This is a genomic window from Pseudoxanthomonas japonensis (genome assembly GCF_043632995.1).
GTDB lineage: Bacteria > Pseudomonadota > Gammaproteobacteria > Xanthomonadales > Xanthomonadaceae > Pseudoxanthomonas_A > Pseudoxanthomonas_A japonensis.
In genome coordinates, this window is the sequence record NZ_CP171632.1 from 3,187,405 (window position 1) to 3,213,153 (window position 25,749).

Below are 25,749 nucleotides of genomic sequence, written 5' to 3' on the forward strand. Positions count from 1 at the left end.
GAAGGCGGCGGTCAGAAGCGCGCATCGGCGAACCAGTCGTCCGAATCCCTGGCGCGGGTCGGCGCCACGATGTCTTCCTCGACTTCGGCGCCGAAGAAGCGTTGCACGTCCTGCAAACGCTGCGTGCGGCGGAACGGCGGCAGCGAATCGAGGAACACGCGCCCGTACGGCTTGCCGGTCAGGCGTGGATCGCACAGCACCAGCACGCCGCGGTCGGTCTCGCTGCGGATCAGCCGGCCGACCGCCTGCTTCAGCGCGATCACCGCCTGCGGCAGCTGCTCGTCGCGGAACGGATTGCCGCCGGAACGGCGCACCGCCTCCAGCCGCGCCTCGAACACCGGATCATCCGGCGCCGCGAACGGCAGCTTGTCCACCACCACCACGCTCAGCGCATCGCCGACCACGTCGACGCCTTCGCGGAAACTCGCCGCGCCCAGCAGCACGCCGTTGCCGGATTCGCGGAACCGCTCCAGCAGCGTGCCGCGTGGCGCCTCGCCCTGCACGAACAACGGCCACGGGCCGCCCCGCAACGCTTCGGCCGCTTCGCGCAACGCGCGATGCGACGCGAACAGCAGGAACGCGCGCCCCTGCGACGCTTCCAGCACCGGCCGCAAGGTCGCGATCAGCCCTTGGCCATAGCCCGGCGCATTCGGATCGGGCAACCCCGTCGGCAGGTAGCACAGCGCCTGCTGCGGCCAGTCGAACGGACTCGGCTGCAACAGCGTCGGCGGATCGTCCAGGCCCAGCCGCACGGCGAGGTGGTCGAAGCGCCCACCGACCGCCAGCGTGGCCGAGGTGAACACCCACGCCGCGCGCGACTGCTCGCGGTGCTGGCGCAACGGGCCGGAAACATCGAGCGGCGTGCGCTGGCAGCGGAACGCGCGCGGCGTCAGTTCGTACCAGAGTACGTCGCTGGCGTCGTCGGCTGGCGCGGCGTCATCGTCGAAGGCATCCGTGGTCGGCGCCGCGTACCAGCGCGTCAGCCGGGTGGCGAACTCCTTCGCGCGTGCCGCGCACGCTTCCAGTCCCAGCGAGGCCTCGACCAGCGGCGCGAGCGCGGCGGTGAGCTCGTCCAGCGCGACGGCGAGCGCGTCGAAGCCGGCCGCGACGCCGGGCTTGGCCAGTAAGCGCTCGCGCGTGCCCCGTGCGGGCAGCCCTTCCATCGCCGCACGCAGCTCGCGCAGTGCCTGCTCCAGCGCGCGCACGGGCGGCTGCAGCGCCGACAACGCGCCGGCCGCGTCCTTCGACTCCGTCAGGCAATCGCGCGCCAGTTCCTGCAACGGGCGCATGCCGAAGCCTTCACCGAAGAAGTTCGCGGCCAGTTCGGGCAGCTGGTGCGCTTCGTCGATGACGAACGCCTGCGCGCCCGGCAGGATCTCGCCGAAGCCTTCCTGCTTCAGCGCCAGGTCGGCGAGCAACAGGTGGTGGTTGACCACCACGATGTCCGCCGACTGCGCGCGCTGGCGTGCCTGCACCACGAAGCAGTCTTCCCAGAACGGGCACTCGCTGCCCAGGCAGTTGTCGATGGTGGACGTGACCAGCGGCAGCAGCGGCGAGTCGTCCGGCAACGCGGCCAGCTCCGCCATGTCGCCGAATTTGGTGCGTCCGCCCCAGGCGACGATGCGCTGGAACTGGTCGACCTGCTCGCGACTGGTGAACGTGGTGCGCAGCGCCTGCGGGTCGCCCTTGGCCTGGTTGAGGCGGTAGCGGCACAGGTAATTGCTGCGCCCCTTCAGCAGCGCGGACTTCAGTCCGGCCACGCCGAGCGCATCACGCACGCGCGGCAGGTCGCGGTGGTAGAGCTGGTCCTGCAGCGCGCGCGTGCCGGTGGAGACGATGGTCTTCAGCCCCGACAGCAGCGCAGGCACTAGGTAGGCGAAGGTCTTGCCGGTGCCCGTGCCGGCCTCGGCGAGCAGCACGTCGCGCGCATCGAAGGCGTCGGCGATCGCCGCCGTCAGGCGCTGCTGTGCATCGCGAGGCGCGAAGGCATCGAGTCGTTCCGCCAGCGCACCGCCCTCGCTGAGGGCGTCGCGGCTGGCCTGGGCTAGCTGGGACATCGGGAAAACGGAGGGCGGCGTGCAGCGGCAAGGGTACCGCGTCACGGACGCGGCATGCGCCTCACATCCGCTCGATCACCGGCACGGTGCACGCATCGCGCTTGCTCTCCGCCTCGGCGATCGCCGCCTGCAGGGCCGCAGCGCGCGCGGCATGGGCGGCGGCATCCTCCGGCGTGTGGCGTGCGGGCAACGGTTGATGCACCGCGAGTTCGTGCTGGCGCACCTGGCGCACGGTTTCCCAGTGCTGGCGGCAAAGCGGACCCACCTGCGAACCCAGCTGGAAGGCGCGCTGCGCCAGCGTGTCGGCGCGTGCGTAGTCGCCCTGCAGCATCGCCACTTCGGCCCGTTCCTGCAGCACGGCAGGATCGTCCGGCACCAGCAGCAAGGCCTGGTTCAATGCGTCCGCCGCCCTGGCGACATCGCGCGACGCGCGTGCCTGCTGCGCCGTCTCACGCAGGTCCTCGACCTGTGGATCGCGCAACGGCTGCACGGCGAGCTCGCGATCGTCGGCGCCCGCGGCGGCATGGATCGCGGCGACACGCTGGTCCGGCGTCACCGGATCGCGTACGACCGGTGCCTCGGGCACCGGTGCGGAGACGCAACCGGCCAGCAGGATCAGCAGGAGGGGGAAGGCGTACTTCATCTTCATGGTTGTTGCGCGGGCGGGTCCTGGGGAGGCGGTGCGGGTTCTTCCTTCTTGCGGTCCAGGCCGAACCAGCTGCGCCAGCCGCCGCCTTCCTGTTCTTCGCCTTCGACCGGCACCTGCTCGATGACGCACGGCGCGTAGGCCGGTGCGAAGCCGGAGACGAACGGCAGCTGCCGGGCTTCCGGACAGCTGGCGTCGGTACTGTTGGACCCGACTACCCACTGCCAGTCCAGGCCCTTGCCCGACACCTTCAGCGGCGCACTGGGCAACCGCGCGAACAGGCCCGACCACACGCGCATCGCGCCGGTGCCACCGTACAGGCCGGTCTGTTCGTTCTGGTCGTTGCCCATCCACACCACCGCGAGGTGGTCGCCGGTATAGCCCGCATACCAGCTGTCGCGGCTGTCGTTGCTGGTGCCGGTCTTGCCGGCCGACTGCAACCTGCCCAGGCCATCGCCGATCAGCTGGCGGCCGGTGCCGTTCGACACGACCTGCTGCAAGGCCACCGTGATGAGGTTGGCGGCGATGGAATCGCCTTCCTGCGCGGGCGCCGGCGTCTTGTCGTAGCGCTTGAGCAGCTTGCCGTCGGGATCGAGCACGCCGCGCACCGCGTGCAGCGGCTGGATCTCGCCGCCGGAGGCGAGGAACTGGTACAGCTGCGCCATCGCGTACGGACTCTGGTCCGTGGAACCCAGGATCAAGGCCGGGTTGGGTTCGGCCTGGATGCCGGCCAGCACGCGGATGAGCTGCGCAAGGCGGTCCGGTTCGACCTTCATGCCCACGCGCACGGTGGCCTGGTTGTACGAACGCGCCAGCGCATCGACCAGCCGCACGGTGCCGTGGCTGCGGCGGTCGGCGTTGTCCGGCGTCCAGCGCCGGTTCTTGCCCAGCTGCACGGTCACCGGGGAGTCGTCGACCCAGGTGGCGAGCGAATACTGGTCCGGCTGGGCCAGTGCGAGCAGGTAGACGAAGGGCTTCAGGAGCGAACCGACCGGCCGCTGGGCCTCGACGGCGCGGTTGAAGCCGACTTCCGCCACGTTGCGGCTGCCGACCACGGCCAGCACGTCGCCGTCGTGCACGTCGGTCACCACCATGCCGGCCTGCAGCGGCGGACGGCGCTTGTTCTCCAGCGCCTTGATCGTGCGCGTCACCGACGCTTCCGCATACGCCTGCGCCGACGGCGACATGCCGGTCAGCACGCTCAGGCCCGCGCCCTGCAGGGCGCTCTCGGGATAGTCTCGCGCCAGCTGGCGACGGACCAGATCCACGTAGGCGGGGAAGCGATTGGCCGCGGCCATGCCCGGCGTCTTGGTCACGCCCAGCGGTGCGGCGCGCGCACGCGTGTATTCGGCATCGTCGATGAGGCCGGTTTCGTGCAGCTTGGAGAGCACGTAGTCGCGCCGTTCGGTGGCGCGCTCCGGATTGCGTCGCGGGTTGTACCAGGACGGCCCCTTGACCAGCCCGATCAGCAGCGCGACCTGTTCCGTGGTCAGGCTGTCCAGGTCGCGGCCGAACCAGAATTCCGCGCCGGCGGCGACGCCATGGATCGCCTGGCTGCCACGCTGGCCCAGATCGACCTGGTTGAAATACGCCTCCAGGATGGTGCGCTTGTCGTAGCGCGCTTCCAGGATCAGCGCATAAAGGATCTCGTTGAACTTGCGCGTCGGCGTCTGCTCCTTGCCGATCCCCAGCAGACCGCTGCGCGCCAGCTGCTGGGTCAGCGTGCTGGCGCCCTGCTTCGTATCGCCACCGGAACGCACCAGCAGCCATGCCGCGCGCACCATGCCCGACAGGTCGATGCCGTGGTGGTCCTTGAAGTCGCGGTCCTCGACCGCCTGCAGGCCGGTCACCAGCAGTTCCGGCACTTCCTCCAGCCGTACCAGCCGGCGCTCTTCCTGCTTCTGCCCGTACAGCGTGGCGATGCGCGCCGGATCCAGCCGCGCCGCCTTGAGGTTCTGCTTGCGGCCAAGGTCGCGCACCGCGGCGATGCGACCGTCGGACAGGCTGACCTGCAGTCGACGCGGCGCCACGCGCCCGTCCACGTCGATGAAGCCGCGGCTGGAAATGGTGAACCGACCGCCGTCGCGCGCGTAGGTCCCGGGGCGCTCGCCGGCACCATCGTCGCGGTAGGCCGCCGCATCGAGTTCGGTCTTCAGCGTCTGCGCGTCCATCGCCAGCCCCGGCGCGACCTGCAGCGGCCGCGCATAGACGCGGGTGGGGATCTGCCAGCGCAACTCGCCGAAACGCTCGGTGACCTGATGGTTCAGGTACATCGTGTAGGGGATCAGGAACCCCAGGCCCAGGCCCACCGCGGCCAGGCCCCACGTCAGCAGGCGCTGCCGCCAGCCGGGGCCGTCGCCGTCGTCGATGTCGTCTTCGTCCAGTGCTTCGTCGTCGTAGTCGTTGCGGGCCACAGGGGATGCGACAATGGGGAGTCGGGCGAGTCTAGCGCAGCCATCCGTGGTGCGTCCGGGCCGTTTCCCCTTTGCTCAGCTGGAGTTGCAACGGAATGTCGATGTCGTGGGCCGACGTGCGCTTCATGCTGGAACGCATGCGCGGCCTGGTGCGGCGAGGACTGGCCAGCCTGCGCACGCGGGGCCTGGGGCCCACGTGGGCGCGGGTACGGCGGCAGTTCGCGCGTCGCGTACTTCCGGACTCCGCGCCGCTCTACGTCCCCGCAGCGGCACCGTTCGCGCCGTTCGCGGTACCGGCGAGCGATGCGCCGCGCGTCAGCATAGTGATCCCGGTCTACAACCAGGCGGCCTACACGCTCGCCTGCCTGCGCGCGCTGGCGGAACACCCGCCGGTTGTGGCTTGCGAGATCCTCGTCATCGACGACGGCTCCCGCGACGAGACCAATGGGTGGATGTCTCAGGTCGCGGGCTTGCGCTACCACCGCCGCTCGACCAATGGCGGCTTCATCGCGGCCTGCAACGACGGCGCGGCGCTGGCGAAGGGCGATCATCTGGTATTCCTCAACAACGACACCGTGCCGCAACCGGGGTGGCTCGATGCGCTGCTCGACACGTTTGAGTCGCACCCGAACGCCGGGCTGGTCGGCGCGCAGCTGATCTATCCGGATGGGCGCCTGCAGGAAGCCGGCGGCGTGGTGTTCGACGACGGCTCGGCCTGGAACTACGGCCGCTTCGATTCGCCCGACGATCCCCGCTATGCCAGCCTGCGCGATGCGGACTACTGCTCCGGCGCGGCGATCGCGATTCCCGCACCGCTGTTCCGTGAACTGGGCGGCTTCGACACGCGTTACGCGCCGGCCTACTACGAAGACACCGATCTCGCCTTCGCGGTACGCGCACGCGGCCTCCGCGTGCTCTGCCAGCCCGCATCGCGCGTCGTGCACCTGGAGGGCATCACCTCCGGCACAGACACCGGAAGCGGCACCAAGGCCTACCAGGTGCGCAACCGTGGCGTATTTGCGGACAAATGGAAGGATGCGCTCGCGCAGCAGCCGCGCGCCGGCAGCGTGCCGACGGCCGGCTCGGTCGTGCAGCCGCGGCGGCAGATCCTCGTCATCGACGCGGAGACACCGCGCCCGCACCACGATTCCGCCTCCCTGCGCCTGGTCAACCTGATGCGGATGCTGGTGGACGACGGCGCCCACGTGGTGTTCCTGCCCGCCGACCTGCACCACGTGGAGGGCGATACGGAGCGCCTCCGGCACCTCGGCATAGAAGCCTGGCATGCGCCGTTCGCGACGCGCCCGGCGACGTGGCTGCGCGAACACGGTGCCCGCTTCGACGTGGTGATGCTGTCGCGCCACTACGTCGCCGCCGAGTTCCTGCCCCTGGTCCGGCGCTTCGCGCCGCAGGCACGGGTGGTGTTCGACACGGTCGACCTGCACTTCCTGCGCGAGCGGCGCGGCGCGGAACTGGCGGGGGATGCCGGCCTCAAGCGCGCCGCGGAGCGTACGCGCGACCGCGAACTCGCGCTGATCCGCCAGGCCGACGCGACGCTGGTGGTGAGCCCGGTGGAGCGCGAGATGCTGACGGAGTTGCTGCCGGACGCGCGCGTGGAGGTGGTGGCGAACCTGCACGAGCTGGCGGCCACGGGGCTGCCTTTCGAACAGCGGCACGACCTGGTGTTCGTCGGCGGCTTCCGGCATCCGCCGAATGTCGATGCGGTGCGCTGGTTCGGCAGCGAGGTGTTCCCGCTGATCCACGCTCGACGGCCGGAGATCCGCTTCCACTGCATCGGCGTGGCGCCGCCGCCGGAGGTACAGGCCTTGCAGGCGCAGCCTGGCATCGTCGTGCACGGTCACGTGGCAGAGCTGGGACCGTACATGGATGGCGCGCGCATCGCACTGGCGCCGCTGCGTTTCGGCGCGGGCGTCAAGGGCAAGATCAACCTGAGCATGGCGCACGGCCAGCCGGTGGTGGCCACGTCCTGCGCGATAGAGGGCATGCACCTGAGCAGCGGACACGACGTACTGGTTGCCGACGATGCGGCCGGCTTCGCCGACGCGGTGCTGCGCCTGTATGGCGATGCGGCGCTGTGGCAGCGGCTCTCCGACCACGGCCGCGACAACATCGCGCGACACTTCTCGCTGGACGCCGCGCGCGACACGGTGCGCCGCGTCTTCCTGCGCTAGGGCGCGGTGGCCGCCTGGGCCACGCGGACGCGCGAGGCGAAATCGTCCAGTCCGGCGACGGTCGCGTCCAACTGCTGCGCTTCCTGCAGGGCCTGCGCGGCGAATACGAGGTCTCCCGCGCCCAACCGCTCCGTGCCCACCGCGATCCATTTTTCTGCCAGCCGTCGGCGTGCGTCCTGCATCGCGGGATCGCGCGGCTGCAGGGTCTGCCAGGCTTGCTGGCAGGCCTGCGCGCGACGGATGCGATTGGCGCGCAGTTCGTCCTCGTAGCAGCTGCGGACCGCGGGCAGCAGGCGGGTAGCGGCCTGCTTCACCGCCGGGCTGTCAGGCGAGAGCGCCTGCGCCGCGCGCAAGGTGTCGTAGGCGCTTTCGCCGGGCGGCGTCAGCCACTGGCCCTGCGCCTCGGCCTGCGCCATCCGCGCGAGCAGCGCGACGACGCGGCGCTCGCGTTCACGCGCACCGAGGGACGCGGTCGCGCCCTGACGTTGCTGTACCTCGCGTGCCCGCGCGACGGCCTGCTCCGCCTGCGCCAGACGACCCGACTGCGGCGCCAGTTCGCGGGCGAGGTCCAGCTCGTGTTGTGCCCCCACGAAATCGAAATCGCCCGCCGCGCGCTCCGCCTGCCGCGCGTGTGCGAGGCCGATCTGCTCCAGGCCCTGCCGCGCACCGCCGTCGTCGGGCGCGGCAGACAGGACCGCGTCGTAGGCCGCGCGTGCGGACGCCAGCCGGCCGCGCGCCAGATCGCGCGCACCGGCGCGACGTCGCGCGTCGACGGCCGCGGCCAGCGCCGCTTCCGCCTGCGGCAGGTCGACATGGCCGGCGTCGAACGTGCGCGCCGCGGTGATCCTGGCGGCGGCTTCGCCGATCTCGCCGCGGCGGAGATGCGATCCGGCCTCCTGCAGCAGGTCGGACAGCGCGTCTTCCCTGCCCTCCAGCGCCTCGATGCGCGTCGGCTGCAGCGCCAGCACGCGCTGGTATAGCGGCAGGGCCGTGTCGTCGCCGCCCCACAGGCGCCCGTCCGCCTGCGCGCGCACCGCGGCGGCGAGCAGGCCATCGACACCGGCATGCTCGGCTTCGCGCGTGCGCAAACGCAGCGCCAGCGCATCCGCCTGCGGTCGCGGCACCTGAAGGTCGCGGGCGAGCGCGAGGTGCGCGCGGGCCTCGTCGAAACGGCCCTGTCCGAGCGCGACGTCCGCCGCGCGCAACGCGGCCTGCGCGACGCGGCCAAGGCCGTCGGCGGCCTCGGTGCGGTCGTTGTCCAGCGCCTGCGCGGCTTCGTAGAGCTGGCGCGCGCCGCTGCCATCGGTCGCATCCAGATGGCCGGCACGCAGCGCCTGGTCCGCCTGGTCGAGCAGCGACTGGATACGGGTCTGCGGCCACAGCACGTCCGCCAGCGGCTGGCGGAACGCGACGACGAGCACGATGAAGAGAACGGCAACCCCCGCGCCCCATCGCCAATGCCGGCGATCGCGCCAGGCAGGGATTGTCGCCACGCGGGGCGCCGCAGGATCGCTCGCCGCGCCGCGCGTCCGGTCGATGCGCGGTTCGATGCGTCGGCCCCGTCCGGCGCCGTGGTGGTCTTCGCGGGTCACGCCCGCAGCATACCCACTCAGCCTGAACGTCGCGCGTCCTCGACCCCGGGCAATGCATCGAGCTTGCCCAGTAGCGTGGAGAGCTGGCCGAAGTCGGCCACCTTCAGCCGCAGGCGCAGGTGCACGCGGCCGCTGGTGCGGTTGCTCTGGCTGTTGATGTCCAGCACGTTGGCTTCTTCCTGCGCGATCAGCGTGGTGATGTCCTTGAGCAGCCATTTGCGGTCGAGCGCGGTGACCTGCACGTCGACTTCATAGCCGCCGCCGGCCTGCCCCCATTCCACCGGCAGCACGCGTTGCGGGCTGGTGGCCGCCAGACGCGCGAACGCCACGCAGTCCGCGCGATGCACGGTCACGCCGCGCACCCGCGTCAGGTAACCGGCGATGGGTTCGCCGGGCACCGGCTGGCAGCACTTGGCCAGCTGCACCAGCAGGTTGCCCACGCCCTGCACGGTGAACTTCGACTTGCCCGGCTTGGCGACCCTGCGCGGAGGCCGCAGCACCGGCAGCGACACCGCATCCGGCTCGGCTGCCGCGCGTTGCTCTTCGTGCAGCGCACGCCCGACCTGGTGCGGACCAACGTCGCCCAGCGCGACCTGGATGTAGAGCTCCTCGACGCTGTCGGCATGGAACTTCTTCGCCGCGCCCGTCAGGTCGGCGTGGTGCAGCCCGAGCCGCTTCAGTTCCTTTTCCAGCAGCTCGCGCCCGGCCTGCAGGTTGCGCGCGCGGTCGAGCTTGTGGAACCACGCCCGCACCTTGTCGCGCGAGCGCCCGCTGGCGAGAAAGCCGTTGGCCTGCAGCAACCAGTCGCGACGCGGCTCCGGCTCTTTCGACGTCATGATCTCGACGCGGTCGCCGCTGCGCAGCACGTGGTTGAGCGGCACGATGCGGCCGTTGACCTTGGCGCCGCGCGTGCGGTGCCCGACCATCGTGTGCACGTGGTACGCGAAGTCGAGCACGGTGCCGCCGCGCGGCAGGTCGACCACCTCGCCCTTCGGCGTCAGCGCATAGATGCGATCCTCGACCAGTTCCGCATCGAGTTCACCCGCCAGGCTGCCTTCGCCCACGGAGCCGTCGCCCGCGCCATCCAGCAGCCGGCGCATCCACGCGATCTTGCGGTCGAAGGCATCGCCGCCACCCTTGCCTTCCTTGTATTTCCAGTGCGCCGCCACGCCCAGTTCGGCCTGCGCGTGCATCTCGTGCGTGCGGATCTGCACCTCCACCGTGCGACCTTCCGGGCCGACCACGGCCGTATGCAGCGAGCGGTAGTCGTTGGCCTTCGGGCGCGCGATGTAGTCGTCGAACTCGCTGGGGATCGGCACCCACAGCGCATGCACGATGCCCAGCGCTGAATAGCACGCGGCGACGTCGTCCACCGCGATACGCACCGCACGCAGGTCGTACAGCTCGTCGAAGCCGACCTGCTTGCGCTGCATCTTCCGCCAGATGCTGTAGATGTGCTTCGGCCGGCCACTGACGTCCGCGTGGATCCCGTGCTCGGCCAGTGCCGCCCGCAGCGCGTCGATGACCTCGCCGATGTAGCGCTCGCGACCGAGGCGCTTTTCATCGAGTTGCGTGGCGATCTGCTTGTACACCTGCGGCTGCAGGTAGCGGAACGCCAGGTCTTCCAGCTCCCACTTCAGCTGCCAGATGCCCAGCCGGTTGGCCAGCGGCGCATGGATGTCGCGGGTGAGGCGCGCCAACGCCTGGCGCTCCGATTCAGGCAAGGCGCCCGCGGCGCGCATGCGCGCGAGCTGTCGGGCCAGCAGGATGGTGACCACGCGCAGGTCGCGCACGATCGCCAGCAGCAGCCGGCGCAGGCCTTCCGTGTTGCCGGTGCGCGCCTGCTCCGCGTGCAGCGCCCAGACCTGCGCGGCCGCGACCTGGCCCTCCAGCAGATCCGCCAGTCCGGGCACCTGCTTGCCTGCCATGATGCGTCCCAGGGCGGGTTGAAGCGCCGGCAGCCCATGCAGGAGGGCGGCCAGGATGACGTCGGCGTCCGCACCCAGCGTCACCAGCGTGTCCAGCGTATCGGCCAGCACCTCGGCCGCATCGGGCATGCCGTCCTGCGCGCCGGCCTCCGTCGCCGCCTCGGCGAGCGCGCGGCGCACCGGCGCCGGCAACCCCTGGACCGCAGGTCGTTGCAGCAGTGTGGCGATGTCGTGGACAGGGGAAGCCATGGGCACGGAGATGGGCGGCCAAGCGCCGCCGGAATGACTACACTACCGGCCAGTCGACCGCCGGAACAACCATGAAGATGAGCCGCTTGTTTCTATCCATCGCGCTGCTGGTCGCCTCCACGTGCGCCGTCGCGCAGCAGAATCCCCTCGAGCCGCTGCGCGACGCGATGAGCGACAGTGAATTCAAGGCCGCCGGCCTGGATAAGCTGAGCGCGGGTGAACTCGCCGCGCTGGATGCGTGGCTGCAACAGCGCATCGGCCAGAAGACCGCTCAGGCAGTCGCGCAGGCCAAGCAGGAGGGCCGCAAGGAGGTCGAGCAGGAGACCCGAGGGTTCTTCGATTTCGGCACGACCGAGCCCATACAGAGCACGATCGTCGGCGCATTCAACGGCTTCGCGAAGGGACGCCAGTACACGCTGGCCAACGGCCAGGTGTGGGAACAGGTGGAGCCCGCCTCGCTCGCCGGCGTGCGTCGCACGGATCCGGTGGTAAAAATCACGCCGTCCCGCTTCGGCAACACCTGGTTCATGAAGATCGACGGTTACAACACCGCCGCGCCCGTCCGCCGTATCAAGTAATGCCATCCCCGAGGATCACCATGCGCCTGTACCGCCTCCTGCCGCTCGCCCTGCTCTGCGCCGCCGCCGCGCTGCCCCTGCACGCGCGCGAGTATGTCGACATCCAGAAGCGACTCACCCCCGAGCAGATGAAGGCGACGGGCCTGGACCAGCTGAGCAGCCAGCAGCTGACGTTGCTCAACAGCCTGCTCGACGAGGACAGGAAAGCAGTCGTGGAAGAAGTCCGCAAGGAGCGCAGGGACGATGGCCCGCGCGTGACCGGCACCCTGTTCGGCAGCGATGGACTGCAACCCGTCGCCAGTACGCTGGCGGGCAACAGCCTCAAGGGCTGGTCGCGCGGCACCGTGTTCACCCTGGAGAACGGCCAGCGCTGGCGGGTGATCGACGGTGAGTACTACGCGGGCAAGCCACTCGGCAACGCCAAGGTCACGGTCTCGCCCGGCAAGATCAGTGGCTGGTACCTGCAGGTGGAAGGCCATAATCCGCGACCGAAGGTGCAGCGCGCCGACTGACGCGCGCGCGAGGCCTCACCCGCGCAGCGCCTGCAGGCGCTGCGCGAGCTTCTTCGGCGACACGCCGCTCTTCGCGCCCAGTTCCTGCGCGAACACCGATACCCGCAGTTCCTCCAGGTCCCAGCGCAGCGCCTGCCAGTCCGCCGCCTGCGCGATGCCGTCCTCGTTCGCCTGCGCCAGCGCATCGGCGAACGGCTTGAGTTCCAGCATGCGCGCCTGGTCCTTCGCCGGATCGCGCTTGGCGCGCTCGGCACGCAGCTTCATCGCCTTCAGGTAGCGCGGCAACTGCGCCAGCGCGTCGGCGGGCGTGTCGCGCAGGAAGCCGGGATGCACCAGCGCCGCCAGTTGCGCGCGAAGGTCGTCGAGGTTGCCGCGCGCCCAGCCCATCAGCGGTGCGTCGAGTTGCGGCTTCAGCTCAGCCACCGCGGACAGGATCGCCTCGGCGAGTTTCAGCCGTTCCATCGCTTCGCCGAACAGGCGCTTGCCGGCGTCGTCGCGCCGGTGCTCGAATGCGGCGCGGTCGCGGATCGCATCGAGCCCACCCGCCAGCACGGCATTCATCGCCGCATCGACGATGTCGCCGCGCAGGCGCTCCTGCGATTCGATCGCCGCGTACAGCAGCCCGGTCTTCGGCGACACCGGCAATTGCTTGCGCGCCTGCTTCACCTTGTCGGCCAGCGCGATCTCCAGCAGGCGACGCACGCCGCGCGGGTGCGCGGCATCGGCTTCGGCGCGGTCGGCGAACACCTGCAGTGCCACCGTCTCGCCCTCGTCGCGCAGGGCCGGATAGGCCGGCACGCCGGCCTCGCCGGGCACCTCGCGCGGGATCGGCTGCGCGGGGAACTCGCGCAATCCCGTCGCCGCCATCTCGCGACCGGCACGCGCCGCGAACGCCTGTCCCGCCTTCGCACCGAAGCGCGCACGCAGTGCATCGAGATCGCGTGACTCGGCCAGCACTTTTCCTTCGCCGCCACCGCGCGGATCCTCGCGCAGCCGCAGGTTCATGCGCAGGTGCGGCTCCAGCGCCGCGTCGTCGAAGTCGAGCGCGCTGACCGCCACGCCGGTCGCACGCGACAGGAACCGCGCCAGTTCGCCGCGGATATCGTCGGCGGTAGGCTTGGCAAACGCTTCGAAGAACGCGCGGGCGAAGTCCGGGGCCGGCACATAGTTGCGCCGCATCGCCTTGGGCAGGCTGCGGATCAGCCCGGCCGCCTTGTCGGCGACGAACCCCGGCGCCAACCACGACAGGCGTGCGGGATCCAGTGCGTTGAGCAGGTGCAGCGGCACCTCCAGCGTCACGCCATCGTCAACCGCGCCAGGTTCGAACCGGTAGTGCAGCGGCAGTCGGGCATCGCCCAGCGCGAAGTACTTCGGATAGCGGTCTTCCTCGCTGCCTTCGCCCGGCAACAGGTCGGCCAGCGACCAGTGCAGCGCACGACGCTTGTCCGGCGGAAGCGCCTTCCACCACGCATCCAGTCCGGCGGCGGAATGGATCCCGGACGGGATGCGGTCCAGGTACCAGCGTGCCTGCCAGTCCTCGTCGGCGACCAGGCCGGCGCGGCGCAGCTTGGCTTCTTCTTCGCGCGCCTGCTCCAGCGTCTTCAGGTTGTCGGCGACGAAGGACGCACGCGTGGTGATCTCGCCGGTCACCAGGCCCTGGCGCACGAACAGGTCGTGCGCTTCCGCCGGGGCGATGCGGCCGTAGTGCACCGGTTTCTTCGGCGCCAGCACCAGACCGAACAGGCTGATCTGCTCCGACGCCAGCACCTGGCCCTGCGCGCGCGACCAGTGCGGATCGAAATGCTTGCGCAGCAGCAGGTGCGGCAGTTCGGCGATCACCCAGTCGGGTTCGATCGATGCCAGGGTCATGCCCCACACTTTCTGCGTGTCCAGCAGGTTCGCCGCCAGCAGCCATGGCGGCGGGCGCTTGGACAGCGGAGAGCCCGGGAACGGCAGGAAGCGGCGCTGGCGCGGCGCCTGGTAGTCGCCCTTGTCGGTGCGATGGCCGATCTGCGTGGGCAGCCCGGCCACCAGCGCGCGGTGCAGCGTCTGGTAGGCGCTGGCGCGTACGCGCTCACTGAAGCCACCGCCGGCCGGCGCCTGGTCCTGCTGCGCGCGTACCGCCACCGGTGCCGGCGCGGGCTCGGCCTTGCCTTCGCGCGCCAGGCGTGCGGCGCGATGCAGCTGGCCACGCGTGGCCTTCACCGCCGCGGCGCTGTCCTCGCGCGCGGCCGGCGGTGCGCTGCTGCCGGCGAGCAGCGGCGCCAGCGACGCTTCGCTGGCTTCTTCCTTCCAGCCCAGTTCCTCGCACAGCAGGCGCAGTTGGCGATGCAGCTCGCGCCATTCGCGCATGCGCAGGAAGCCGAGGAAATGGCGGCCGCACCAGTCGCGCAGCTTCGACTGGGTCAGGTCCTCGTGCGCCTGGCGGTAGGCATCCCACAGCCGCAGCACGCCGACGAACTCGGAGCGGCCGTCGGCGAACTGCGCATGTGCGGTGTCGGCCGCGCCGCGCGCGTCGGCCGGGCGTTCGCGCGGATCCTGGATGCCGAGGAACGAGGCGATCACCAGCATCGGCCGCAGGCAGCCCGCCGCCTGCGCGGCCACCAGCATCCGCGCCAGCTTCACGTCCACCGGCAGGCGCGCCATCTGCCGGCCAATCGCGGTCATGCGGCGCTCGCCGTCGATGGCGCCGAGTTCGGTCAACTGCTGCCAGCCGTCGGCGACGGCGCGCTCGTCCGGCGCTTCCAAAAACGGGAAGTCTTCGATCCGGCCCAGGCCCAGTTGCAGCATGCGCAGGATCACGCCGGCCAGGCTGGAACGACGGATCTCGGGATCGGTGAATTCCGCGCGTGCCTGGAAATCCGCTTCCGAGTACAGCCGGTAGCAGATGCCTTCGGCGATGCGTCCGCAGCGACCCTTGCGCTGGTTGGCGCTGGCCTGCGACACCGGTTCGATGTGCAGGCGGTCGAGCTTGCTGCGCGGGCTGTAGCGCTTGACGCGCGCGAACCCGGGATCGACCACGTAGCGGATGCGCGGCACCGTCAGCGAGGTCTCGGCGACGTTGGTGGCCAGCACGATGCGCCGGTTCGGGCCGGGGTTGAACACCCGGTCCTGGTCCTGATTGGACAGCCGCGCATACAGCGGCAGCACCTCGGTGTTGCGGTACTTGCGGCGCTCCAGCGACTGGTGCGCGTCGCGGATCTCGCGCTCGCCGGGCAGGAAGATCAGCACGTCGCCGCGCGCGTCCAGCCGGGTGATCTCGTCCACCGCCGCCACGATGGCGTCGTTGACGGTGCGGTCGCCTTCCTGCTCGCCCTCGCCGTCTCTCTCGCTTTCGGGCGCGCGGTAGCGCACCTCGACCGGGTAGGTGCGGCCTTCCACGCTGATCACCGGCGCGTCGTCGAAGTGCCTGGCGAAACGCGCGGTGTCGATGGTGGCCGAGGTGACGATGACCTTCAGGTCGCGGCGCTTGCGCAGCAGCTGCTTCAGGTAGCCGAGCAGGAAGTCGATGTTGAGGCTGCGTTCGTGCGCCTCGTCGACGATGATCGTGTCGTAGGCCGACAGCCAGCGGTCGCTGGCGATTTCCGCCAGCAGGATGCCGTCGGTCATGAACTTGATGTGGGTGTCTTCGCCGACCTGGTCGTTGAAGCGCACCTGGAAGCCGACGCCGCGGCCGAGTTCGGTCTTCAGCTCCTCGGCCACGCGGCGTGCGACCGCGCGCGCGGCGATGCGGCGTGGCTGCGTGCAGCCGATCATGCCGGCCACGCCGCGACCGGCGGCCAGGCACAGCTTGGGCAGCTGGGTGGTCTTGCCGGAGCCGGTCTCGCCGGCGATCACGACGACCTGGTGGTTCCGGATCAGCTCGACAATGCGCTCGCCCTCCCGGGCGATCGGCAGCGCCTCGTCCAGCGTCACCGCGGGCACGGTCGCCAGACGCCGTTCGCGGGTGGCGATAGAGGCGATCAATGCCTGTTCGAAGGCCTGGCGCGCGCCGGCATCGGCCGGCTTGCCCTGCCAGCGCGACCACAGCCCGTGCAGCCGGCCGCGGTCGCGGCTCAGCGCGCGGTCGAGCGACTGCCGGCCCTGGTCGAGGGCGGCGCGGTCGGGACGGGGGGAAGGGTTACGGGGAGTACTCATCTTCAGCACGCGCTTGAAACTTTTTGCTCACGCCACATGTTCTAGTGTGTCCATTGTGCCGTCTCAACCCACCTACAGGAGCATCTGCATGGCCAAGCCGAAGACCAAGCCCGCCAAGACCAAGCCCGCCTCCGTGGCCGCGCCGCTCGCGGCCGCCCCGTCGGCACCCAACATCGATATCGGGATCAGCAGCGGCGAACGCAAGAAGATCGCCGACGGCCTGTCGCGCTTCCTGGCCGACAGCTACACGCTCTACCTGAAGACCCACAACTTCCACTGGAACATCACCGGCGCGATGTTCAACTCGCTGCATACGATGTTCGAGACGCAGTACACGGAGCAGTGGACGGCGCTGGACGAGATCGCCGAGCGCATCCGCGCGCTGGGCTTCAATGCACCCGGCTCGTACCGCGAGTTCGTCAGCCTGACCTCCATTCCCGAGGAGCCGGGCCTGACCGACAGCGCCGACTGGCGGGAAATGGTGCGCCAGCTGGTGATCGGCAACGAGGCGGTCTGCCGGACGGCCCGCAAGGTGCTGGACATCGCGGATGATGCGGACGATGCGCCGACGGAGGACCTGCTGACGCAGCGTCTGCAGACCCACGAGAAGTACGCGTGGATGCTGCGCTCGCTGTTGCAGTAATCGCGGCGATTGCGGTCCCCTCGAAACGCCCGGCCTGGTCCGGGCGTTTTCATTTCTGGACGTGCGGATGGATCTCGCCGCGGGGCCTTGCTTGACCAGCCATTCGGCTGTTGATGAGCGCTTCTTTGCTTGTGAAAGGAAAGCGGGCGCTTTTTGTTTGTGGACGTGCGGATGGATCGCCTGCATGAGGCATGGTGCCGCTGGCCGCGGGGGCCCTACTTTCTTTGCTTGTGCAAAGAAAGTAGGCAAAGAAAGCACACCCCGGCGGTCCGCCCGCCGCACGCGGCGGGTTCGCAGTCCCGGCAGGAATTTTCGTGCGGGGCATCCCCGTATCGAGTACGGGGCAGGCTCTGCCCCGTACGAAAACGGCGCACGTCCTGTGCGCCGCCCTGCGGGTTTTACCCGCCGTGACTGCCGGACCTCAGGGGGCCCAAGAGCCGCTTTTGCCGTTGCTCACGCTTTCCGGGTCCCCATGAGGCACGGCGAGCGGGCCGGGCAAAACCCGTAGGGCGCCGTCATGGATGACGGCGTTTTCGTATGGCACATGGATGTGCCTTACGAAAATTCCCGGCCCGCTCGCGGACCCTGCGCGCAACGCAGGGCGTGCCGCCTGGGGTGTGTTTCTTTGCTTCTTTCTTTGCACAAGCAAAGAAAGAAGGCCCCCGCGGCGAGCGGCGCCTCGCCGGAACCAAAAGAAGATTCGCCCCGCCAGGCCGTAGAACCAAGAGCCCATCGCGGGCGCGGACATTGCATAGGGAGACAGAAATCAACGGACTCCGTTGCCCCTCACCCCAACCCCTCTCCCGCTGGGAGAGGGGCTTCAGCCGCTACGCTCGCACCAGGATGAATTCCTACCTCTAGCCAGAGGGATGTCCGATAGCCCCCGGCGCCCACGGACCAGGCCGACACCCGTCATCGCGTTATCCTTGCACCCATGTCGTCCCCCGCACTCGAAACCCTCCAACGCGTCTTCGGTTACAGCGCCTTCCGTGGCCACCAGCAGGCCATCGTCGAACACCTCGCCGCCGGCCACGATGCCCTGGTCCTCATGCCAACCGGCGCCGGCAAGTCCCTCTGCTACCAGGTGCCCGCCCTGCTGCGCGACGGCACCGGCATCGTCGTCTCGCCGCTGATCGCGCTGATGCAGGACCAGGTGGATGCCCTGCGCCAGCTCGGCGTGCGCGCCGCCTTCCTGAATTCCTCGCTGGCCGCGGACGAAGCCCAGCAGGTCGAACAGGCCCTGCTGCGCGGCGAACTGGACCTGCTGTACGTCGCACCGGAGCGGCTGCTGACCGGGCGCTTCCTGTCGCTGCTGGACCGCAGCCGCATCGCGCTGTTCGCCATCGACGAAGCGCACTGCGTCTCGGCCTGGGGCCACGACTTCCGCCGCGAATACCTGGAGCTGACCCTGCTGCACGAGCGCTGGCCCGACGTGCCGCGCATCGCGCTGACCGCCACCGCAGACCCGCCGACCCAGCGCGAGATCGCCGAGCGGCTGAACCTGGTCGAGGCCGAGAAGTTCGTCAGCTCGTTCGACCGCCCCAACATCCGCTACACCGTGGTGCAGAAGGACAACGCGCGCCACCAGCTGCGCGACATGCTGCGCAAGCACCAGGGTGAGGCCGGCATCGTCTACTGCCTGTCGCGCAAGCGGGTGGAGCAGTTCGCCGACTACCTGGCCGAGCAGGGCTTCAACGCCCTGCCCTACCACGCCGGTCTCGATGCCAGCGTGCGCGCGCACAACCAGCGCCGCTTCCTGCGCGAGGACGGCATCGTCATGGTCGCGACCATCGCGTTCGGCATGGGCATCGACAAGCCCGATGTGCGCTTCGTGGCGCACGTGGACCTGCCCAAGTCGATGGAAGGCTATTACCAGGAGACCGGCCGCGCCGGCCGCGACGGCGAAGCCGCCGAAGCGTGGCTGTGCTACGGCCTGGGCGACGTGGTGCTGCTGAAGCAGATGATCGAACAGGGCGAGGCCGGCGAAGAGCGCAAGCGCCTCGAACGGCGCAAGCTGGACCAGCTGCTGGGCTACTGCGAGTCCACCCAGTGCCGCCGGCAGGTGCTGCTGGCCGGCTTCGGCGAGACCTACCCGCACGAGTGCGGCAACTGCGACAACTGCCTGAGTCCGGCCGAGACCTGGGATGCGACGGAAGCCGCGCAGAAGGCCTTGAGTTGCGTGTACCGCAGCGGCCAGCGCTTCGGCGTGAACCATGTGATCGATGTGCTGCGTGGCAGCGAGAGCGAGCGCGTCCGCCAGTGCGGCCACGACCACCTGACCACGTACGGCATCGGCAAGGACCTGGATGCCACCGCGTGGCGCAGCGTGTTCCGCCAGTTGGTGTCGTGTGGTTTGCTGGAAGTGGAGGCCGAGTTCGGCAGCCTGCGCCTGACCGAGGGCAGCCGCGCAGTGCTGCGCGGCGAGCGCCGCCTGCAGCTGCGCAAGGAACAGCGCGAGAAGCGTGAGCGCGACCGCGGCGCGCGCAGCGGGGTGCCGGTGCAGGCGGCCGACCTGCCGCGCTTCCAGGTGCTGCGCGACCTGCGCGCACAGCTGGCGCGCGAACAGAACGTCCCCGCCTACGTCATCTTCCACGACAGCACGCTGCGCAACATCGCCGAGCAACAGCCCGCCACGCTGGCCGACCTGGCGCGGGTCGGCGGCATCGGCGGCGCCAAGCTGGAGCGCTACGGCCAGCGGGTGCTCGACGTGCTGGGCGCGGCGGGATGAAGTTCCCGGCATCCGGACGTCGATCTCAGCCGACGTTCAATTCCCGGCTGTTAGGTTGCCTTTCAGGTCCGCCAGCCGGCGCGCCTTCCTGCCGGGATGTCCCATGAAGACCTTGCCCATCGCATTGCTGGCCTTGCTGACCACCGGGCCTGCGCTCGCGCAGCCGACGGCGGAAGCACTCGACCTGAGCGTGCCCCGGGAGGCGACCTACGCCAAGGACCCGCCCGGCACCTGGTACGGCGACACGCAGCCGGCGCGCCCGAAGAAGAGCAGCGCGCCCGCGGTCCCGGTCGATCCCTGCGTCTACTACGGCGACGACGACGGCGATGGCGTGTCGGGCAGCGTCACCACCGGCATCGGCTACAGCAAGGGCCATGGCCGCAGCACCTACAACGCGGCCAACCTCAACCTCTGCAAGACCACGTACGACGACGAAGGCAAGCCGCGTACGTTCAACCTCAACATCAACGTGGACCGCTACGACGGCCCCGGCGGCTATTACGGCGGCCCGTATGGCGGCTACCCCGGCGGTCCGATGATGCGCGGCGCGCCGCGCCCGTAAACCGCTCAGTCGCGCGTGGCGACGCGCGCGACCGACGCCACCGCCACCAGCAGCACGACCAGCAGGCCCAGCGCCGCCGCCAGCGAGGTGAGCTTGGCGATGAAACCCAGCGCCGCCGGCCCCAGCAGCACGCCCGCGTACCCCATCGTGGTGACCGCGGCGACCGCCAGGTGCGTGGGCATGCTGCGCTGGCGTCCGGCGGCGGAGAACATCACCGGCACCACGTTGGCCGCGCCGGCACCGACCAGCGCGAAACCCGCCAGCCCCGCCAGCGGAGACGGCACCAGGATCGCCAGCAGGAAGCCCGCCGCCGCGATCAACGCACCGCACAGCACGACACGGAACGCACCCAGCGCCTGCACGATGCGGTCGCCAGTCAGCCGTCCGACTGTCATCGTCACCGCGAACGCCACATAGCCGAACCCGGCGGTGGCCGGATCGGCGTTGCGTACCGACGTGAGGAAGACCGCGCTCCAGTCCAGCACCGCGCCTTCGGACAGGAACATCGCGAAGCACACCGCGCCGACCAGCAGCACGCGCCCGCGCGGCAGCACGAAGGCAGGATGATCGCCGTCGCCCCCGTCGCCGAGCAGGCCACGCCGTGCGCTGGCCAGCAACACCGCGGCGATCACCGCCATGCCGCCGATCGCCAGCAGCGGCGACGCGCCCAGTGCCAGCGCACCGGCCACACCACCCGCGCCGGCGATGCCACCGACGCTGTACATGCCGTGGAAGCCGGACATCATCGCGCGCCCGCTGGCGCGTTCGACAATCACCGCCTGCACGTTCATCACCACGTCGAGCACGCCCATGCTGGCGCCGAACACGGCCAGCACCAGCGCGAGCACGGGAATGCTGGGCGCCAGCATCAGCGCCGGCATGCACAGGCAGATCACCGCGCCTGCGGCGAGGATCGCGCGGCGGCAGCCGAAGCGCGCGGCCAACCCGCCGGCGAGCGGCATCATCAATACCGAGCCCACGCCCAGGCACAGCAGCATCAGGCCGAGCTGACCGTCGTCCAGCGCCAGCTTGTGCTTGGCGAACGGGATCAGCGGCGCCCACGCCGAGATGGCGAAGCCGCCGATGAAGAACGCGATGCGGGTGGCGATGCGTTCGCGCGCACCGGGGACATCGTTCACGGCACCGACGGACGGTGCGGTGTCGTCATGCGCCGACATCGGGACTCAGGGCGCGAGCAGTTCGAACGGCACCGCGTCGCCAACCGCGCTGGACGGCGACACCCACAGGTCGAACAGGCCCGGCTCGGCGACCGGCCGGTTGTCGACGCCATGGAACTCCAGATCAGCGCGCGTCAGCGTGAATTCGACGTCCTGCGACTCGCCCGCAGCCAGCGCGATCTTGCGGAAGCGCTTCAGCTCGCGCACCGGACGTACGCGGCTGGCGGTGCGGTCGCGCAGATACAGCTGCACGACTTCTTCGCCGTCGCGGGTACCGCTATTGGTGATGCGCGTGCAGATGGTCAGCGTGTCGTCCCAGCCCAGCGTCTGCGTATCGAGCTGCGGCACGCCGTAGTCGAAGCGGGTGTACGAGAGGCCATGGCCGAACGGATACAGCGCGGCGTGGGTGACTTCGCGCCAGCGCGTCTGGAAGAAGCGCGGCGTGCCAGGCACGTTGGGCCGACCAGTGGCGGGGTGGTTGTAGAAGTACGGCTGCTGGCCGGTGTCCTGCGGGAAACTCACCGGCAGGCGCGCGGACGGGCTGTAGTCGCCGAACACGACGTCGGCGATGGCCGGACCGGTCTGCGTGCCGAGGAACCAGCCCACCAGGATCGCCTGCGCATCGCGCACCGCGCCGTCCAGCGCCAACGCGCGACCATTGCGCAGCAGCACGACGACCGGCGTGCCGGTGGCGGCGACCGCCTCGGCCAGCGCCTGCTGCGCGGCGGGCAGCACGATCTGCGTGCGCGACTGCGCTTCGCCGGAGAACTCGTGCGGTTCGCCCACGGCCAGCAGCACGACGTCGGCATCGCGCGCGGCGGCGACCGCGGCGTCGAGGCCGCCGTCGAGCGCGTCTTCGATGCCGCTGCCCGGCACCACGACCAGCGCGGACGGATCGTCCAGCGCGGCGCGCACGCCGGTTTCCACGTCCACCATGCGCGAGGCGTCGCCGAAGATGTTCCAGCAGCCGCCGAGGTTGGCGGTGTCCTGCGCGAACGGCCCGATCAGCGCGATGCGCTGGCCGGCCTTCTTCAGCGGCAGCAGGTCGCCGTCGTTCTTCAGCAGCACGATGGAGCGGCGCGCGCAGTCACGCGCCAGCGCGTCATGCGCGGCGATGTGCGACAGGTCGGCCTCGCGCTCGGCGTCGAGGCAGCGGTAGGGATCGTCGAACAGGCCGACCGCCGCCTTGACGTGCAGCACACGGCGCACGGCCTCGTCGACCTCGTCCATGCTCAGCCGACCTTCGGCCACGAGCGTGGCGACGTGGCCGGCGTAGATGCCGCTCTGCAGGCTCATGTCCAGGCCGGCCGACAGCGCCTTCTGTGCCGCGTCGGACTCGTCGCTGGCGTAGCCGTGCGCGATCAGTTCGAGGTCGGAGGTGTAGTCGGAAACGACGAAGCCTTCGAACTTCCACTCGCCGCGCAGGATGTCGGTCAGCAGCTCGCGGTTGGCCGAGGCCGGCACGCCGTTGATGTCGTTGAACGAACTCATCAGCGTCAGCGCGCCGGCATCGATCGCGGCCTTGAACGGCGGCAGGTGCACGTCGCGCAGCGTCTGCGGCGCCATGTCGACGAAGTTGTAGTCCAGGCCCGCCGAGATCGCGCCATAGGCGGCGAAGTGCTTGGGCGTGGTCAGCAGCGAATCGGGAGCGGTCAGATCATCGCCCTGGAAGCCGCGCACGCGGGCGGTGGCGAACTCGCAGGACAGGTACACGTCCTCGCCCGAGGTTTCCGCCACGCGACCCCACCGCTGGTCGCGCGCGACATCGACCATCGGCGCGAAGGTCCAGTGGATGCCTGCGGCGGTGGCTTCCTTCGCTGTGGCGCGCGCGGTGCGCTCGGCGAGGTCGGGTTCGAAGCTGGCCGCTTCGCCCAGCGGGATCGGGAATACCGTGCGCATGCCGTGGATGACATCGGCGCCCAGCAGCAGCGGAATGCCGAGCCGGCTCTCCTCCACCGCGATGCGTTGTGCCTCGCGGCCTTCCGCCGCGCCCACGCCGTTGAACAGCGCGCCGACACGGCCGCTGCGGATCTGCTCGCGTACCTGCTCGGCATCGCGCGCGAAGGTCTCCGGATTGACCTCGAAGGCGAACGGTCGCAGCGCATCGGCGAAAGCGCCGAGCTGGCCGATCTTCTCCTCCAGCGTCATCCCGGCAATCAGGCCTTCGATCCTTCGCTGATGCGGCATGTAAGCGGTCCTCCCGGGAACGCCGGTGTTGCGGGGGAGCCATTATGAAAACGTTTACAGGCAGGGTCAAACCAGCCGGAAGCGGGTTCCGCCCTGCCCTCCGGGGTTGCCGCGGCGCTCAGCCGGCCATGCCGGCGTGGCGCAACAGCGCGTCGATCCGGGGCGCGCGACCGCGGAAGGCGCGGAAATTCTCGGCCGCCGGCCGGCTTCCGCCACGCGCCAGCACCTCGCGGCGGAAGCGCGCGCCGGTGTCGGCGACCTCCGCCGGCGCCTCCTCGAAGGCGGCGTAGGCGTCGGCACTGAGCACCTCGGCCCACTTGTAGCTGTAGTACCCCGCCCCGTAGCCGCCGGCGAAGATGTGGCTGAACTGGTGCGGGAACCGGTTCCAGTCCGGCGGGAGGTTCACCGCCACCTCGGCGCGCACGCGATCCAGCAACGCAAGCACGCTGTCGTCGGCGGGATCGAAGCCGCTGTGCAGCTGCATGTCGAACAGGCCGAATTCGAGCTGGCGCACGGTGGCCATGCCGCTCTGGTAGTTCTTCGCCGCGACCATCCGGTCGAACAGGGCGCGCGGCAGCGGTTCGCTGGTGTCCACGTGCGCGGTCATCGCCTGCACGCGCTCCCATTCCCAGCAGAAGTTCTCCATGAACTGGCTGGGCAGTTCCACCGCGTCCCACTCGACGCCGTTGATCCCGGCCACGCCCAGTTCGCCGACCTGTGTCAGCAGCTGGTGCAGGCCGTGGCCCATTTCGTGGAACAGCGTGGTCACGTCGTTGTGGCTGAAGGTGGCCGGCGTGCCGTCCATGCCCTTGCCGAAGTTGCACACTAGATAGACCAGGGGCGTTTGCGCACCGCGCGCGGTGTCGCGGCGGTTGCGGCAGTCGTCCATCCACGCACCGCCGCGTTTGCCTTCGCGCGCGTAGAGGTCGAGGTAGAACTGGCCGACCAGCGCACCGTCGCCATCCACCAGCCGGTAGAAACGGACGTCGGGATGCCAGGTGGGCGCTTCGTCCTGCTCCACGCGCAGGCCGTAGAGATCGCCAATCACGCCGAACAGCCCGGCCAGCACCGCGGGCTCGGTGAAGTACTGCTTCACCTCCAGCGCGGAGAAGCTGTAGCGCGCCTGCTTGAGCTTCTCGCTTGCATAGGCCAGGTCCCAGGCTTCGAGCGTCTCCAGGCCGAGCTGCTCGCGGGCGAAGGTTTCCAGTTCCTCGCGGTCGCGCTGCGCATGCGGCCTGGCGCGCGCGGCGAGATCGCGCAGGAACGCCAGCACTTCATCCGGCGTGTCGGCCATCTTGGTGGCCAGCGAATACTCCGCGTAGCTGGCGAAGCCGAGCAGTGCAGCGAGTTCGGTGCGCAGTGCGAGGATGCGATCGATCAGCGCGGAGTTGTCCAGCGCCTCGTTGTCGGCCAGCTCGGACGCGCGCACCGCATTCGCGTGGTACAGCGTCTCGCGCAGCGCGCGATCGTCCGCATACGTTTGCACCGGCAGGTAGCACGGCATCTGCAGGGTGAATTTCCAGCCGGGCTCGTCGTCGGCCTTGGCCGCGGCACGTGCCGCCGACACCACGTCGGCCGGCAAGCCACCGAGGTGCTGCTTGTCCTTGATCCAGAACTCATACTCGTCGGTCGCATCGAGCACGTTCTGCGAGAACTTCGCCGCCAGGCCGGCGAGTTCCTCCTTCACCGCGGCGAAGCGCGCCTTCTGTTCGTCCGGCAGCTCGGCACCACCAAGGCGGAAATCACGCAGCGCGTTGTCCAGCACCTTGCAGCGCGCGTCGTCGTATTGCGCCGCCTCGGGTGCATCGGCCAGCGTGCGGTACTGGCGGTACAGCGCAAGGTTTTGCCCCAGCGCGCTCCAGAAGCGCGTCACCTTGGCCAGTTGCGCGTTGTAGGCGGCGCGCAGCGCCGGCGTGTTCACCACGGCTTCCAGGTGGGTGACCTGGTTCCAGCCACGCGCCAGGCGCTCGGTGGCGTCGTCCAGCGGCACGACGAACGCGTCCCAGGTCACCGGGGCGACGGCTTCCGTCGCTTTCACCGCCGCCTCGGCCTCGGCCAGCAACTGGTCGATGGCCGGTGCGATGTGCTCGGGACGGATCGCGTCGAAATGCGGCAGGCCGGAGAAGTCGAGCAACGGGTTGGTCAT

15 protein-coding genes are annotated in these 25,749 nt (G+C 69.9%); 6 read left to right on the forward strand and 9 right to left on the reverse strand.

The window, feature by feature from the left end; translation table 11 throughout:
* Nucleotides 1–11 precede the first annotated feature (11 nt).
* From ACGHX3_RS15005 to mrcB, 3 genes are all read right to left on the reverse strand, one after another.
* Nucleotides 12–2,057 (reverse strand): ATP-dependent DNA helicase, encoded by a 2,046-nt coding sequence (locus ACGHX3_RS15005; RefSeq protein WP_394695466.1) that lies wholly within the window; start codon nt 2,055–2,057, stop codon nt 12–14.
* 61 nt (nt 2,058–2,118) lie between these two features.
* Nucleotides 2,119–2,706: a hypothetical protein gene (locus ACGHX3_RS15010; RefSeq protein ID WP_162337780.1), complete on the reverse strand. Its 588-nt coding sequence runs from the start codon at nt 2,704–2,706 to the stop codon at nt 2,119–2,121.
* The gene (gene mrcB, locus ACGHX3_RS15015; protein ID WP_394695467.1) at nt 2,703–5,117 is read right to left on the reverse strand and encodes a penicillin-binding protein 1B; all 2,415 of its coding nucleotides are present in this window, start codon (nt 5,115–5,117) and stop codon (nt 2,703–2,705) included. Before mrcB ends, ACGHX3_RS15010 begins: the two co-directional genes overlap by 4 nt.
* Nucleotides 5,118–5,212: 95 nt before the next feature.
* Here mrcB and ACGHX3_RS15020 point away from each other — a divergent pair, with 95 nt between their 5' ends.
* Complete coding sequence (locus tag ACGHX3_RS15020; RefSeq protein WP_394695468.1) at nt 5,213–7,309, forward strand: glycosyltransferase; 2,097 nt, start codon at nt 5,213–5,215, stop codon at nt 7,307–7,309.
* On the opposite strand, the gene ACGHX3_RS15025 is transcribed toward ACGHX3_RS15020, so the two are convergent.
* Both ACGHX3_RS15025 and ACGHX3_RS15030 read right to left on the reverse strand, forming a co-directional pair.
* Nucleotides 7,306–8,802, reverse strand: coding sequence for a hypothetical protein (locus ACGHX3_RS15025; RefSeq protein ID WP_394695469.1), 1,497 nt, complete (start codon nt 8,800–8,802; stop codon nt 7,306–7,308). The genes ACGHX3_RS15020 and ACGHX3_RS15025 overlap by 4 nt on opposite strands.
* A gap of 116 nt (nt 8,803–8,918) precedes the next feature.
* On the reverse strand, nt 8,919–11,078 hold the full coding sequence (locus tag ACGHX3_RS15030) for a RelA/SpoT family protein (protein ID WP_394695470.1): 2,160 nt from the start codon (nt 11,076–11,078) through the stop codon (nt 8,919–8,921).
* A gap of 71 nt (nt 11,079–11,149) precedes the next feature.
* Here ACGHX3_RS15030 and ACGHX3_RS15035 point away from each other — a divergent pair, with 71 nt between their 5' ends.
* Together ACGHX3_RS15035 and ACGHX3_RS15040 are read left to right on the forward strand one after the other, a co-directional pair.
* A complete protein-coding gene (locus ACGHX3_RS15035) occupies nt 11,150–11,656 on the forward strand; it encodes a hypothetical protein (RefSeq protein ID WP_394695471.1) in 507 nt (168 codons plus the stop codon).
* Between the two features lie 20 nt (nt 11,657–11,676).
* Nucleotides 11,677–12,168 carry a hypothetical protein gene (locus tag ACGHX3_RS15040; protein ID WP_313928071.1) on the forward strand — a complete coding sequence of 164 codons (492 nt, stop codon included), beginning with the start codon at nt 11,677–11,679 and terminating at the stop codon, nt 12,166–12,168.
* A gap of 15 nt (nt 12,169–12,183) precedes the next feature.
* Here ACGHX3_RS15040 and hrpA read toward each other — a convergent pair whose 3' ends face one another.
* Entirely contained in the window at nt 12,184–16,305 is a 4,122-nt protein-coding gene (gene hrpA, locus ACGHX3_RS15045) for an ATP-dependent RNA helicase HrpA (RefSeq protein WP_394695472.1), read from the reverse strand.
* Between the two features lie 88 nt (nt 16,306–16,393).
* On the opposite strand from hrpA, the gene ACGHX3_RS15050 reads away from it, so the two are divergent.
* From ACGHX3_RS15050 to ACGHX3_RS15060, 3 genes are all read left to right on the forward strand, one after another.
* Nucleotides 16,394–16,948: a Dps family protein gene (locus ACGHX3_RS15050; protein WP_162337773.1), complete on the forward strand. Its 555-nt coding sequence runs from the start codon at nt 16,394–16,396 to the stop codon at nt 16,946–16,948.
* 934 nt (nt 16,949–17,882) lie between these two features.
* Nucleotides 17,883–19,676 carry a DNA helicase RecQ gene (gene recQ, locus ACGHX3_RS15055; protein ID WP_394695473.1) on the forward strand — a complete coding sequence of 598 codons (1,794 nt, stop codon included), beginning with the start codon at nt 17,883–17,885 and terminating at the stop codon, nt 19,674–19,676.
* 103 nt (nt 19,677–19,779) lie between these two features.
* Nucleotides 19,780–20,238 (forward strand): hypothetical protein, encoded by a 459-nt coding sequence (locus ACGHX3_RS15060; protein ID WP_394695474.1) that lies wholly within the window; start codon nt 19,780–19,782, stop codon nt 20,236–20,238.
* A gap of 5 nt (nt 20,239–20,243) precedes the next feature.
* Here the strand turns inward: ACGHX3_RS15060 and ACGHX3_RS15065 are convergent, their stop codons facing one another.
* From ACGHX3_RS15065 to ACGHX3_RS15075, 3 genes are all read right to left on the reverse strand, one after another.
* Nucleotides 20,244–21,416 (reverse strand): MFS transporter, encoded by a 1,173-nt coding sequence (locus ACGHX3_RS15065; RefSeq protein WP_394695475.1) that lies wholly within the window; start codon nt 21,414–21,416, stop codon nt 20,244–20,246.
* A gap of 6 nt (nt 21,417–21,422) precedes the next feature.
* Nucleotides 21,423–23,603, reverse strand: a complete 2,181-nt coding sequence (locus ACGHX3_RS15070) for a glycoside hydrolase family 3 N-terminal domain-containing protein (RefSeq protein WP_394695476.1) — start codon at nt 23,601–23,603, stop codon at nt 21,423–21,425.
* A gap of 118 nt (nt 23,604–23,721) precedes the next feature.
* Nucleotides 23,722–25,749 carry a M3 family metallopeptidase gene (locus ACGHX3_RS15075; protein WP_394695477.1) on the reverse strand — a complete coding sequence of 676 codons (2,028 nt, stop codon included), beginning with the start codon at nt 25,747–25,749 and terminating at the stop codon, nt 23,722–23,724.